This window comes from Marinobacter nitratireducens (assembly GCF_000708045.1).
Taxonomy (GTDB): domain Bacteria; phylum Pseudomonadota; class Gammaproteobacteria; order Pseudomonadales; family Oleiphilaceae; genus Marinobacter; species Marinobacter nitratireducens.
This window is the reverse complement of record NZ_ANIE01000005.1, coordinates 336,965-351,479: the sequence shown is the minus strand read 5'-3', so window position 1 is coordinate 351,479 and position 14,515 is coordinate 336,965. Positions and strand designations below refer to the sequence as shown.

The following is a 14,515-nucleotide window of genomic DNA, read 5'->3' as shown; positions in this document are numbered from 1 at the left end:
TCGCTATTCGCCGGTGTCAAATACCCGCTTGAGATCCACCTGAGGATCAGCCCACGTGCCGGTCACACTGTACGTGGCACTTGTGAGCTTGCTTAAAGGATCGCCCAAAATCTTGTCGAGAACAAACAACGCACCGCCAATCGGCGCGCCCGCCCCCATCAATAGCGCCGCCAGGGGCAGATTCTGTGTCAGTGGCAGCACGACAACAAGGCGCATATCCAATGTCTCAGCATCGATATCCGTCATGCCACTCAACTTGAATGCACCGGATGGCCCCACCACCTGCATTTCCGGGGCCAGGCTGACCACACCATCCTTGATATCAGCCTTGCCGGAAATGGCGTCAAAGGCAACGCCACGCTCGTAGAGATCGGAGAAATCCAGTTTGAGCCTTCGCCACAGGGTGTCAGCGTTCAACAGATTGAATATGCGGAAAACCTGTGCGGTATTGTTCTGCTCAAGAATCATGCCCTCATCCAAACGGAAGCTGACATTGCCATTGAGGCTAGCCAAAGCCAACTCGTCGGGACGTCCCGGCCAATCAATATCCAGCTCGATGCTCGTGGCCTTATTGGTTAAAGGCACGTCAGAGCCAATCAGGTGGTTGAGGTCCGCCAGCGCACCGCCTGTCACAGAGCCTGTAAACCGGCTCGTTTCTTTACCACCCCGTACGCTCCAGCTCATGTCCCCAAGCAAAGTCAGAGAATCGAGCCGCCCCTCTATGCCATTGATCGCCAACAAATCGATATCGGGCCGGAGATTGAGAGCCCAACGGCCCAGTGTGTTGTCGTTAAGCTGAAGGTCGGCAATGGTCACATCCACATCCGGCCAACTACCGATATCCAGGGATCGGAATGCCTCCAACTGCTCGTCAAGGGTCAACAGTTCAGAAGCCTGTTGGCTGTCTTGCCCCCTCACCAGACGAACAACTTCGAAATCCGCCTTCACTGGACTGTCGGCATCAGGCAGAACAACCCGCCCTTTTGCACGCTCTGAATCCGTAGAAATCACCCAACGATCACCGAGATCCAGGGCTTCTATCCGAATATCCTTCAGGGTGTGGGTCCCCACATAGAGATGATCGACGTTGAGATCGAAGCCGGTGTCCTTCCAAAGAAGATCAAACCCCATTCGGTTCTCCCAGCTGCCGCTGACAGACAGACCACCCACAGCGCCGGGATCAATAATGGCTTTGATGGGCGCAGATTCATCTTTCACCTTGCCCAGCGGATCTGGCCAATCGATGGCCACACCGTTGAGGTCAGACTGAACTTGTATGCCGGATGTGGAGTCCACACCAACATCCAGAGTCGCCGAGTAGATAGCGGTGCCTGTGAATCCATAGTTCTCTCCGGGCTGCGCTCCCATTCGCTCCAGCAGGGGGGCAACGCCCACCTGGCCAGTCTGACGGATGGAGAGTGAGTCCCCAGATCGGCTTCGACTCAACTGAATATCAACCGGTGCCCCGAAAAACTCCGCTCTCAGCGGGCCACCAGAAAATCCGTTCACCGAATGGTAGGTCAACTCACCGCTTACGCCCTCCCAGCGCAAATCCGCCGGGGGATAAACAATCGTAGCCCCGTCTGCAATGACGCCTGCTTCAACCACAGGCGCCCCATCCTGCCCGAGCGGCAATTCAATACCCAGAGACAAGCCATAGCTCCCCTGATACTGCAGTTTTTGAGCTTCGCGACCGGCCATGTCACCGAGCGGACTGTTGATCATCCAATACGCCACAGACTCCCCGGGCACCTCAGCCTGAGCGTTTACCAGCACCGTCGTCTCTCCGTCTTCCGGAACAACACGCACCGAACTGGGCGACAGGCTGATACCACCCGTCACCCCTTTCTCAAGCTGAACGTTCGTATCGCCGTTGTGCACAACCACCTGGCCTTTTGCCCCGGAAACCTCCGGCCACCGCTCGTCGTAAGCGATGGTGGCGTTATCAAAATCAAAGCGCATGGAGGAAACAAATGAGTGGCGCGGCGCGCTGCGGTCTATTTGCCCATGTCCGTAATAGATACCGGATGTGATATCAGCCTCACGGATAGCTGTGGTAAGCCAGTCGTACAGTTCTGGCTTGACGACCCGGGCGGGCACGAATTCCGCCAGCATGGATGCCGTGCCATTCTCGACACCGATACGCAGACCGAGGTTATCCTCGCCGTCCTTGTCCATCCTCAGGTCAAAGGCGCCTGTCAGGCGCGTGCCCTCCCCGTAGGCCATCCGGAGATCGTCGGCATACACCCGGGTAATCGGCCCGTCCATCTCCCACGCCACCAGGCCTTCCACCGAGGAAAATGTCCAGTCCTCAAGGAATAGTTGTGGAAAGCCCAGCGTGACAGGTTCTCCATCAGGCTCTATGCGCACAAAACCGGAATCCCGTTCAAGATACAGGAAGCCGTCCAGACCACTGGTGCCTGGCGCACCCTCGTAGGCAGCAACCTCAATATCCCGAAGTTGGCCAGACATGCTAAACGGCGTATCCCCATCTTCCGGAATGACGACTTCCATGCGATCTAGAAAGCCCGAGGGCTGGTAGTGATTGAGCGCGTCCACAGCACGTGCTGGCAATAACGGCAACGACGACACCAGGCGCCTCAAAGGTTCGAGCGGCAACGCATCAGCGATAATTGTCAAACCGCTGTCTCCCGGCATCAGGCGCAGGCTGAATGCCGGAACCGGCTCGCCATCCCAGGTCCACTGCAGCTCCTGTAAGTGCCACTCACCGGGCCCTCCAGCTGATTCCGGCAACTCGCCTGGTCCATCCGGCGCTGACAGTACGTCCCGGTGGCGGCGCCAACCGAATCGGGCATTGATGTCTTCAAGAGGCGCTAAAGATTCACTCCCCACCCCCAATTGCAGATAGGGGGTCCTTACAGTGCCAGTGACCTGCTGAAGGCTACCTTGACCGAAGGTCAGCCAAGCCTCTCCGCCTAGATCGAAACCTTCAACACGCACTCCGCGCCACTGATACTCGTCGATCAGGCCATCAAACAGACGCCCCGAATCGACGCCCAGATACAGCTGCCCGGTGAAATCACCACTGAAGAAATGCTGGCCAACCAGGCTGAAGCTGGCCAGTTGTTGCGTTGTCCCGGGTTGCATAGCTCGTCCCGACGCCCTGAACAGCCCCTGGTTGTAGACCAGGTCCAGTTGGGGAATCTCGATCTGACGCAGGTTGCCCTGGCTGTCCTTGATCGCCAGACTGAAACGGGTGATCTTCAGGTAAGGGTCGGAGAGCCATTTCCCAGCCAGCTTCAGCCATTCCTGAAGACGATTGTGAACAGGGTCAGGCAGTTCCGCGCCACGGACCCCGACCTCTCCCGCGTCGGACTGCTTGAGAGTCAACTCCAGACCATCAACCTCAAAATCCTCGAACACGACTCTCTGACGCAGCAACGAGGTGAGAAAATCAAACCGGACCCGAAGGTAATCCAGGCTGGCGATCGGCTCTCCGGTATCCGAATTGGCAAGGGAAACGTTGCGTGCGGTAAATGCGGGATCCAGCCAGAACCATCGTGACGATAGGCTTTCAATAGCGACATCCTGGCCCAGACGGCTGGACAGCTCGCCCGCCAGATCCTGGGTAAAGGCATCAATGTTTCGGGTAAGTTGACGGCCAATACCGGCGTAAAGCGCCAGCAAAAGCAAAAGAGCAAGCAAGAACCACCAGATGAAGCTCGAAAGCCTGGCCATGAACCGCACCGGGGAATCCCCGGGTAGGTTCTCGGGCAACGGTGGTTCTTGCTCAGCGGCGGACATCAGTCACTCTTACTCCGGGCCAGGTCGTCAGCTCCGGAATCAGAGCAGGACCACATCGTATTGTTCCTGACTGTAAAAAGGCTCCACCTGGAACCGGATGGTTTTACTGATAAACGTTTCCAGATCGGCGACGTTGTCAGATTCTTCATCCAACAGCCGATCAACCACACTCTGGGAGGCCATCACAAGGTAGCTTTCGGTATCGTAGGCACGGTTTACCCGCAAGATTTCCCGGAAGATTTCGTAGCACACCGTTTCACTGGTCTTCAGGAATCCCCGACCATCACAAACCGGGCAAGGCTCGCAGAGCACCTGCCCCAGACTCTCGGTGGTGCGTTTTCGGGTCATCTCTACCAGTCCAAGCTCGGAAACCCCGGTAATCTTGGTCTTGGCATGATCCCGCTCGAGCATTTTCTCGAGCATGCGGTGTACCTGGCGCTGATGCTCGGGATCGTCCATGTCGATAAAATCGATGATGATGATGCCACCGAGATTTCGCAGCCTAAGCTGCCGGCTGATCGATCTGGCTGCCTCAAGGTTGGTCTTGAATATGGTCTCTTCAAGATTGCGATGGCCAACAAACCCACCGGTATTGATGTCGATGGTCGTCATCGCCTCGGTCTGGTCAATAATGACATAGCCACCTGACTTAAGCTGGACTTTACGGCTCAGGGCCTTCTGGATTTCGTCCTCGACCGAATAGAGATCAAAAATCGGACGTTCACCCGGGTAGTATTCAACTTTATCCGCAAACTCGGTGACAAATTCCTGAACAAATTCGATAACACGCTGGTAACTCTCCCGGCTATCGATACGGACCTTCTCGGTCTGAGGACGGATAAGATCCCGAATGGTGCGAATGAACAGGGGCAGGTCCTGATAGATCACCGATGGTGCCTGAACCCGGGAGATTCGCTCGTGAATGGACTGACTCAGCCGGTGCAGATAGGCCATGTCGCCCAGCAACTCTTCGGCGGAAGCTGCCTCTGCCGCGGTCCGGATGATGTACCCGCCCTCGACTTCGGTCTCCTTTGCCGCAGCTTCCTCCAGAAGCGTCTTCAGCCGGTTTCTTTCATTCTCGTCTTCGATACGCTGGGAAATACCAATATGGCTGACACCGGGCATGAAAACGAGATATCGGGACGGAATGGAAAGCTGGGTAGTCAGTCGAGCACCCTTGGTACCGATGGGATCCTTGGTCACCTGCACGACCAGGGACTGTCCCTCCCGCAACAGGGTACGGATATCCGGGACGGTTTTCGGGCCATCATCGGGCGTGTCGCTGGATTGGCCGACAACCACATCCGAGGCATGAATAAAGGCGGCGCGTTCAAGACCGATGTCTACGAACGCCGCTTCCATTCCTGGAAGCACCCTGACCACCTTACCTTTGTAGATATTCCCGACAATGCCCTTGCGGCTGGTGCGCTCGATGTATGCTTCCTGCAGCATACCGTTTTCAACAAGCGCCACCCGGGTTTCTACCGGCGTCACGTTGATCAGGATTTCTTCACTCATGCTTGGTTCTCCAACCTCCGGGGCCAGCTTTCCCACACGGGGAAACCGGCAGCGTCCATCAATGCGGCGGTTTCCTGAAGGGGTAACCCGACCACAGCACTGTAACTGCCACGAATTTCTCTGACAAAAATACCACCCAGCCCCTGAATTCCATAACTTCCAGCCTTGTCCATCGGCTCACCGCTGGCGATATAGGCCTCGATTTCAGACGCTGACAAGGTTCGGAACTCGACATCGGTAACGACCAGCACCGCCTTACTCTGCCCACGATGCACCAAAGCCACAGCCGTCATCACCTGATGGGCCCGCCCGGACAATCGTTGCAACATCGCAGCGGCGGCCTCATGATTTTCAGGTTTACCAAGGATCTCCCCGTCAATAACGACAGAGGTGTCGGACCCCAGAACCAAGGCATGCTCCGGGGAATCAACAGCGACTGCCTGGGCCTTGCCCAGGGCCAGCCGGGTCACATAATCCTCAGGACACTCTCCCTCTATCGGGGTCTCATCCACATCAGCAGGCTGGACGCTGTAGTCCACACCAATCTGATCCAGCAATTCTGCGCGGCGGGGGGAGGCCGAGGCCAGAATAACGGAAGCCATACCTAACCCAGTTTCCGATTGATGTTGTCGAGAATGACACAGACAAATGGCCATACGGCCGCGCTGGTCAGGGCCGGCCAGAGGTAACTGAAGCCGGCTTCATCACCGCCGAGCAGCTGTTTGATAAAGTGCACCAGCATCTGATTGATGCCAAGCAACAGAAACACCATCAGGCATTGTTGTGGCATCGGATACATTCTCAAACGCTGATGCACCGTCAGGACCAGAAACGCGATCAAGCCCATCGCCAGAGCATTAACGCCAAGAGGGGTCGCTTCCAACACATCCAGGAGAAGCCCGAGAAACCAGGCCAACAAAATGCCGAACTGCGCCGGCGCACGGAAGGTCCAATAGAATACGACGAGGCCAAGCCACTCCGGGCGGAACTCGAACCATCCCACCGGGAACAGGGAAATACTCAGAACCAGCGCCATTACCACCGACAGGGCAAAAACCGGGTAACTGATTACCGATAGCATCAGTTGCCCTCCTCTGCCGGAGATTGCGTTTTATCAGATTCGACCACCGGTTCGACATCCGAGGCCGGAGGGAACACCACCAGCACCAAGCGGCTCTGGTTCAATTCGGCCTTGGGTGTGGCCTCAATGGTCACAAACGGCTCTCCCGGTTCCTTGGTGATCCTGGACACCTGAGCGACGGGATAGCCCCTCGGAAACCGACCACCGAGACCGGAACTCACCAACATATCGCCCTCCCGGATATCCGCTGTATCGGGCACATGCACAAGGTCCAGGGTGTTCGGATCGCCAGTACCCAGAAGAATGGCCCGCAACCCATTGCGTATGACTTCAACCGGAACGGCGTGACTGCTGTCCGATACCAGCAGGACGCGGGACGTGATCTGGCTGGTTTGCACGACCTGCCCCATCAGACCGTGAGCATCGAGCACGGCCTGCCCCACCGTGAGGCCATCACGCTCACCTTTGTTGATGATGACTTCGTGGGAGAAAGGATCCGGGGACACGCCAACAACTTCGCCGACAATCACTCGGTCGTCCAGCAGTTCGGAGGAATTCATCAGGCGGCGGAGCTCGTTATTCTCAGATGCCAAGGCCGCGTATTTCAACGCCCTGCGTTCAAGAATCATCAGGCGGGCTCTGAGATCCTCATTCTCCTGCTGAAGGTCGTCTTTGTTGACGAAAAGCCCGGCCACCCAATCACTGAATTCATAGGGGGCGTTGCCAAGCCAGTAGACGGGAGCGAGTCCGGTCGCGATCACGCTGCGAACGGATGAGAGCTTCTCGAAACGCGCATCGGCAACCACCAGGGCTGCCGATACGAGAACGATAAGAAAGAGTCTGAAACCCGGAACCGGGCCCTGGACGAAGATCGTTTTAATGGTGAATCCTCCCCACAGGATTATCCCTCCTGGGAGAACATTCCAATGCCACCGCGATCAATCACTTCGAGCGCTTTGCCACCACCACGGGCAACACAGGTCAACGGATCTTCAGCGATGATTACCGGAAGGCCGGTTTCCTCACTGATCAGTTTATCCAGTCCCCGCAACAAGGCACCGCCACCGGTCAGCACAATGCCACGTTCGGCAATATCCGAGGCCAGTTCAGGCGGGGACTGCTCAAGCGCACTCTTGACGGTCTGGACGATCTGGGCCAGAGACTCCTGAAGCGCGTCGAGGATTTCCTCACTGTTCAGAGTAAATGCCCTGGGCACACCCTCTGCAAGATTACGACCGCGAACATCAATCTCACGGATTTCCAAACCTTCGTAGGCACAGCCAATCTCGTGTTTGATACGCTCGGCGGTAGTGTCACCGATGAGACTGCCGTAGTTGCGACGGACGTAAGTCACGATGGCTTCATCAAACTTGTCCCCCCCCACCCGAACAGATTCGGCGTATACGATGCCATTGAGGGAAATAATGGCGATCTCAGTGGTACCACCACCGATATCAACAATCATTGAACCGCTGGCTTCTTCCACGGGCAGCCCAGCACCAATCGCAGCCGCCATGGGCTCTTCAATCAGGAACACCTCACGAGCACCAGCGCCAAGAGCGGATTCCCGGATGGCCTTGCGCTCGACCTGTGTCGATTTGCTGGGGACACACACCAGAACCCGCGGGCTCGGGGTGATAAAGCTGTTCTCATGCACTTTATGGATAAAGTGCTGAAGCATTTTTTCAGTGACTACAAAATCGGCAATCACGCCGTCTTTCATCGGGCGGATGGCGGTAATGTTGCCCGGTGTACGGCCCAGCATCCGCTTGGCTTCGGAACCGACCGCCGCGACCATTTTCTGGGAATTGTTGGTACGGATAGCCACCACGGAAGGCTCATTCAGAACGATGCCGCGTTCACGCACATAAATAAGGGTGTTTGCGGTGCCCAGATCAATGGACAGATCGCTCGAAAATAAGCCTCGGAGTCTTTTTATCAACATTCGTGTAGTTTCAACCTGAGAGTTGCGGTTGCAAAAGGATGCGGCAACTTTAGCAGTGAGCACCGGTGCAGGCAAGGCACGAACGGGCGTGAGGCCTTACAGTTCGCACACTTTACAAATGTTTTGGCCCCTCCCGCACCGGTTCGAATCTGTTACCATACGCCCTTTATTTGATTCGGCCATGCGGGAGGCCGTTCGGAGAGTGCCTGCCAAAACCCGCTCAAGCACGTCCATGTGGCGCTTGAGCTCCGCCATCCATGGCTCCGCACAGTTTTGGCAGGCACTCTCCGAACGCCCCGAACCCCGCAGTTCGCCCGCACGGCCAAACAGTTAATTACAGACATTTCATACACCTGGGAGGCAATGCGTGACCATTTCCCGTGAGGACATTGAGAAAGTCGCTGTGCTCGCACGCATCCGCGTGGACGAGGAGCAGGTTTCGGCTCTGGAGAAGGATCTGGGCAATATTCTTGACCTGGTAGATCAATTGAGCGCTGCAGATACCGACTCTGTCGAGCCCATGGCACACCCGCTGGATGCGGTTCAGCGCCTGCGCGCGGATGAAGTGACCGAAACGGATCAGCGGGCCGCATTCCAGGCCATCGCTCCGGCGACCGAGAACGGGCTCTATCTCGTCCCTCGCGTTATCGAATGATCTGACGAACAGCGATTTCAGGATTTATCATGCATAACAAATCTGTAGCAGAGCTTTCCCGGGAACTGGACAGCGGGAAGGTTTCCAGCGTCGAGCTGACCCAGGACTTCCTCAGTCGCATCAAGCAGGAAGACAGCAAGTACAACAGCTTTATCACGGTTACTGAAGAGCAGGCGCTGGCTGACGCCCGGTCTGCGGACGAGCAGCGCGCCGCTGGCAACGCCACGCCGTGGACCGGCGTACCGTTTGCCCATAAGGACATATTCTGCACCAACGGCGTCCGTACCACCTGCGGCTCGAAGATGCTGGAGAACTTTGTCCCACCTTATGACGCCACCGTGACCGAGAATTTCCGCAAGGCGGGCGCTGTCAGCCTCGGGAAAACCAACATGGACGAGTTCGCCATGGGCTCTTCCAACGAATCCAGCCATTTTGGCGCCGTCACCAACCCCTGGGGGCTCAGCAAAGGTGAAAAGCGCGTTCCCGGTGGATCATCCGGCGGCTCCGCTGCCGCCGTGGCCGCCCGCCTGGTCCCAGCGGCCACCGCAACAGACACCGGTGGGTCTATCCGCCAACCCGCTGCGCTTTGCGGAGTCACGGGTCTCAAGCCCACCTACGGCCGCGTATCCCGTTACGGCATGATCGCCTTCGCATCCAGTCTGGATCAGGGCGGCACCATGGCTCGAACCGCCGAAGATAACGCGCTGATGCTGAACGTCATGGCCGGATTCGACCCAAAAGACTCTACATCACTGGATCGGGCAGTCCCGGATTACACCGCTACTCTGAATGAGCCACTGAAAGGACTTCGCATTGGCTTGCCGAAAGAGTACTTCTCGGATCAGCTCAGCCCGGCTATGGAAGAACAGGTTCGTGCTGCGATCCGGGAATACGAGAAACTCGGCGCCACGGTCAAGGAAGTGTCCCTGCCCAATGCCAAGCTTGCGATTGCGGCTTACTACGTTATCGCGCCCGCAGAGGCGTCCGCCAACCTGTCCCGCTTTGATGGCGTCCGTTACGGCTATCGCTGTGAAGAGCCCAAAGATCTGCTGGACCTCTACACCCGCACCCGCGCGGAAGGTTTCGGCACCGAGGTCAAACGCCGGATCCTGGTGGGCACCTATGCGCTCTCTGCCGGTTACTTTGACGCCTATTACCTCAAGGCTCAGAAGGTGCGCCGCCTGATCCAGCAGGATTTCATCAACGCCTTCAAGGAAGTGGACGTGCTGATGAGTCCCACTTCCCCGTCCCCGGCCTTTATCCAGGGCGAAAAGACCAACGACCCGGTCACTATGTATCTTGAGGACATTTTCACCATTGCGATCAACCTGGCTGGCGTTCCCGCCATGTCGGTACCCGCCGGTTTCATCGACGGACTTCCCGTTGGCCTGCAGATTATCGGTGACTATTTCTCCGAAGCCCGCTTGCTGAACGCCGCCCATCAGTTCCAGCAGGTGACCGACTGGCACCAGCGCGAACCGCAATAAGCCCGAGAGAGGAGAGAAACATCATGCAATGGGATATTGTGATCGGGCTGGAAATTCACGTTCAGCTCGCCACCAAAACCAAGATCTTTTCCGGCTCCAGCACCGCTTACGGGGCCGAGCCAAACACCCAGGCCAACGCCGTTGATCTGGCAATGCCTGGCACCCTGCCTGTTCCCAACGAACAGGCATTCCGCTACGCGGTGATGTTCGGCCTGGCGGTGAATTCCGAAATCGAGCGTCGTTCTGTGTTCGAACGGAAGAACTACTTCTACCCGGATCTGCCCAAGGGGTACCAGACTACGCAACTGGAGCGCCCCATCGTGGGCCCTGGCTATGTAGACATCGATCTGGCTAATGGCGAGTCGAAGCGGGTTCGCATCCACCACGCTCACCTGGAGGAAGATGCAGGCAAATCCCTGCATGAAGACTTCCATGGCATGACCGGCGTCGACCTGAACCGCGCGGGTACCCCGCTGATCGAGGTGGTCACAGAGCCGGACATGAACAGCGCTGAGGAAGCCGTTGCCTTCGCCAAAAAGCTGCACAGCATCGTTACCTCCCTCGGCATTTGTGACGGCGACATGTCCCAGGGCTCCATGCGCTTCGACGTCAACATCTCGTTGAAACCCAAGGGCTCTGACACCCTGGGCACCCGGACCGAAACCAAGAACCTGAACTCCTTCCGGTTCATGGAGCAGGCCATTGCCCACGAAGTTGAGCGGCAGATGGACATCCTGGAAGACGGCGGCGTTATTGAGCAGGAAACCCGACTGTACAACGGCGACCGGGACGAATCCCGCTCCATGCGCACCAAGGAAGAAGCCAACGACTACCGCTACTTCCCCTGCCCGGATCTGCTGCCGGTCGAAATTGATGACACATTCATCGAGGACGCGAGAAGTCGCCTGCCGGAACTGCCGGATGCGCGCAAAACCCGGTTCAAGGATCAGTACGGCCTGAACGACTACGATGCCGGCTTGCTTTCGGGCGACGCCAAACTGGCCTCTTTCTTCGAAGAGGCAGCGTCCCACGGTAAAGACGCCAAGCTGACCGCCAACTGGATTCAGGGCGAATTCTCTGCACGCCTGAATGCCGAGGAGAAGACCGTAGCGGATTCCCCGATCACCGGAGCACAGCTCGGCGACATGATTATCCGCATCAGCGACAACACCATTTCCTCTGCAGGCGCGAAAAAGGTCTTCGATGCCCTGTGGACGGGTGAAAACGATAACGTGGACGCCATTATCGACGCCAAGGGACTGAAGCAGGTATCCGATACCGGTGCTCTGGAAAAGATGGTCGACGAGGTTTTGGCCGGCATGCCGGATCAGGTCGCCCAGTTCCAGAATGAAGAAGACCCGAAGAAGCGCAAGAAAATGCTCGGGGGCTTTATGGGGCCGCTGATGAAGGCTTCCAAGGGACAAGGTAACCCGAAGCTGTTCAATGAGATCCTACTGAAGAAGCTCGAGGGTTAATGCCTGTATCGCGGGCTAGGGGCTTTAGCCTGAGGGTTATGGCCCCGGCCTTCGGGCTTGGGAGTACGCCTTGCCAAGAGGTGATTCCCAAAAACCGCTACGAGCACGTCCATGTGCGCTTGTTTCCGGCCTTCCCTGGCCTCCAACATTTTTGGGAATCACCTCTTGGCAAGGCCCCAACCTCCAGAGTCACCTGCCGTCCTTTGACCAACCCTAGAAAAACCGTCGATCGGCTCAAACAACTGGCGGCTAGCTTGATTGGCAGGCTAGCGAGGGTGAGCTTGGCGACCCAAAACTGTGCGGAGCCATGGATGGCGGAGCTCAAGCGTCACACGGACGTGCCGCAAGGAGCGGGTTTTGGGTCGCCAAGCTCACCCTCGCGACTCCCCCAAAAGAACGAACGCTAACTCAGAAGTCAGACCAACCGGCCCCAGAGATCATGCTCATCAGCATGCTCGACAACCGCCTGAACAACCTGCCCCGGCTGTAGATCGGTCTCGTCATTGAGGTAAACCATGCCGTCAATCTCTGGCGCATCGGCTTTGGACCGACCAATCGCGCCTTCTTCGTCGACTTCGTCGATCAACACGTCAATCGTCTTGCCAATCTTCGCCTGCAAGCGAGCCGCTGAGATTTCCGCCTGCTTGGCCATGAAACGAGCAAGGCGCTCCTCCTTCACATCCTCGGGAACCGCAGCTTCCAGCTCATTCGCCTTGGCACCCTCAACCGGGCTGTAGGTGAAGGCCCCCACACGATCCAACTGCGCTTCGTCAAGCCAGTCCAGCAGGTACTGGAAATCCTCCTCGGTTTCACCCGGGAAGCCGACGATGAACGTGGAGCGAATGGTCAGCTCGGGGCAAATCTCACGCCATTTCCTGATCCGCTCAAGGGTTTTGCTGTCGTGCGCCGGGCGCTTCATGGCCTTGAGGACAGTCGGGCTGGCGTGCTGGAACGGGATATCCAGGTAAGGCAGAATTTTGCCTTCGGCCATCAGCGGGATAATGTCGTCAACGTGAGGGTACGGATACACGTAATGCAGGCGCACCCAGACACCCAGCTCACCGAGGGCCTCGCACAAAGCCTGCATTTTGGTTTTCAGTGGCCGTCCCTGCCAGAAACCGGTGCGGTACTTGGTGTCGACCCCGTACGCGGAGGTATCCTGGGAAATGACGAGAAGTTCTTTTACGCCGGCATCCACGAGGCGCTGCGCCTCATCCATCACGTCACCAATGGGTCGACTAACAAGATCGCCACGCATTGATGGAATGATGCAGAAGGTACAACGGTGGTTGCAGCCCTCGGAAATCTTCAGGTAGGCATAGTGCCGCGGGGTCAGCTTCACTCCTTGCGGCGGAACCAGATCCGTAAAGGGATCGTGCTCTTTGGGCTTCGGCGGCACATACTGGTGCACCGCACCGACAACTTCCTCGTAGGCGTGGGGGCCGGATACTGCCAACACGCCTGGATGGGTGTCCCGGATTTTATCTGCCTCGACACCCATGCAGCCGGTCACAATCACCTTACCGTTTTCATTGATTGCCTCGCCGATGGCATCCAGCGATTCCTGTTTGGCCGCGTCGATGAAACCGCAGGTATTCACCACAACCACGTCCGCATCATCGTAGGTGGGCACAACATCGTAGCCGTCCAGTCGCAACTGGGTGAGTATACGCTCGGAATCAACCAGAGCTTTGGGGCAACCGAGACTGATAAAGCCGACTTTGCCGTTGTCTGCTGCAGTGTTGGAGGTTTTCTCTGTCATAAGAAGGCTACGAAATTCCTGGGGCCTGAGCCGGCCTGCGATGAATGAATGGCGCGCATTTTATCGCAGTTGAGAGCCCCCTGACAGCAAATCCGTCGGCATCCGTCGAGACACCCGAAAATGACCCGCATCAAATTTTTGTGACGCCATGTTCAGAAATAAGTATCGAATCTGACACAATGGACGACAGGCTCTTGCTGTTCACTAATTAAACAACTAAACTTTCAGATGTTTAAGTGTTTTTCTGGATGTAAATTATGGGAAAGGCAGCTGTATTCCAAACAAACAAGGCCAGAAGAGTAAACATGAAACCCGTTGCGAAACCGAACCTGCGCAACCAGCAGCGCGTTGACGTAGCCACAAAGATCACGATCGAGAAGCCGGACGGTTGCTGCCTCACCTGCTCGGTTTCCAACATGTCCCGCACCGGAGTGATGGTGTCCTGCGATCAGGAAACGATCAAGGAATTGATTCCCGACCAGCGGGCTCCAGCGCCCGGCAGCTGGATCTCTGTCAAGACGCGTTTTTCCGTTCCAGTCATTCCCACGCAACCCGTCTCTGTCATTGCAGATGGAAACATCGTACACATGCGCCGGATTGCCCGGGACGAGTTTCAGGTTGGCATCCAGTTTGCGGAATTTGAAGGGAATGGGTTCGACTACGTCGATCGCTACGTTGGCAAACTTCTGTCCGACGCCCGAAATCCCGCCTGAGCCTATCTGACACAAGACAAAACCGGGCTGAACGGTTCGGTTTTGGTGCTATATTATTATAACCCCAAACTATACTTGACCACCTTCTTATTCCCTCCTCGCCTCTGGTATAGT

The 14,515-nt window shown here is 56.8% G+C and carries 11 protein-coding genes; 4 read left to right on the top strand and 7 right to left on the bottom strand.

The genetic code is table 11. The features are described from left to right. Positions 1-3: 3 nt before the first annotated feature. The 6 genes from D777_RS08695 to D777_RS08670 are packed head-to-tail and all read right to left on the bottom strand — an operon-like array spanning position 4 to position 8,306. Complete coding sequence (locus D777_RS08695; RefSeq protein ID WP_036130705.1) at positions 4-3,765, bottom strand: YhdP family phospholipid transporter; 3,762 nt, start codon at positions 3,763-3,765, stop codon at positions 4-6. Between the two features lie 39 nt (positions 3,766-3,804). After that, a complete protein-coding gene (rng, locus tag D777_RS08690) occupies positions 3,805-5,283 on the bottom strand; it encodes a ribonuclease G (protein WP_036130703.1) in 1,479 nt (492 codons plus the stop codon). Beyond that, positions 5,280-5,885 (bottom strand): Maf family protein, encoded by a 606-nt coding sequence (locus tag D777_RS08685; protein WP_036130700.1) that lies wholly within the window; start codon positions 5,883-5,885, stop codon positions 5,280-5,282. Before D777_RS08685 ends, rng begins: the two co-directional genes overlap by 4 nt. 2 nt (positions 5,886-5,887) lie before the next feature. Further along, positions 5,888-6,364: a rod shape-determining protein MreD gene (gene mreD, locus D777_RS08680; RefSeq protein ID WP_036130697.1), complete on the bottom strand. Its 477-nt coding sequence runs from the start codon at positions 6,362-6,364 to the stop codon at positions 5,888-5,890. Next, entirely contained in the window at positions 6,364-7,236 is an 873-nt protein-coding gene (gene mreC / locus D777_RS08675) for a rod shape-determining protein MreC (protein WP_081849508.1), read from the bottom strand. Before mreC ends, mreD begins: the two co-directional genes overlap by 1 nt. A 29-nt stretch (positions 7,237-7,265) precedes the next feature. Further along, positions 7,266-8,306: a rod shape-determining protein gene (locus D777_RS08670; RefSeq protein WP_036131272.1), complete on the bottom strand. Its 1,041-nt coding sequence runs from the start codon at positions 8,304-8,306 to the stop codon at positions 7,266-7,268. A gap of 370 nt (positions 8,307-8,676) precedes the next feature. Between D777_RS08670 and gatC the strand changes: the two genes are divergently transcribed. From gatC to gatB, 3 genes are read left to right on the top strand one after another with little or no spacing between them, the layout of a single operon-like run. Further along, a complete protein-coding gene (gatC, locus tag D777_RS08665; RefSeq protein WP_036130690.1) occupies positions 8,677-8,964 on the top strand; it encodes an Asp-tRNA(Asn)/Glu-tRNA(Gln) amidotransferase subunit GatC in 288 nt (95 codons plus the stop codon). A gap of 29 nt (positions 8,965-8,993) precedes the next feature. Further along, positions 8,994-10,451: an Asp-tRNA(Asn)/Glu-tRNA(Gln) amidotransferase subunit GatA gene (gene gatA, locus D777_RS08660; protein ID WP_036130687.1), complete on the top strand. Its 1,458-nt coding sequence runs from the start codon at positions 8,994-8,996 to the stop codon at positions 10,449-10,451. Positions 10,452-10,474: 23 nt separating this feature from the next. Then, entirely contained in the window at positions 10,475-11,926 is a 1,452-nt protein-coding gene (gatB, locus tag D777_RS08655) for an Asp-tRNA(Asn)/Glu-tRNA(Gln) amidotransferase subunit GatB (protein ID WP_036130685.1), read from the top strand. Positions 11,927-12,341: 415 nt separating this feature from the next. Here gatB and rimO read toward each other — a convergent pair whose 3' ends face one another. Then, a complete protein-coding gene (gene rimO / locus D777_RS08650; protein WP_036130682.1) occupies positions 12,342-13,688 on the bottom strand; it encodes a 30S ribosomal protein S12 methylthiotransferase RimO in 1,347 nt (448 codons plus the stop codon). Between the two features lie 305 nt (positions 13,689-13,993). On the opposite strand from rimO, the gene D777_RS08645 reads away from it, so the two are divergent. Beyond that, a complete protein-coding gene (locus D777_RS08645; RefSeq protein ID WP_036131269.1) occupies positions 13,994-14,401 on the top strand; it encodes a PilZ domain-containing protein in 408 nt (135 codons plus the stop codon). Positions 14,402-14,515: the final 114 nt, after the last annotated feature.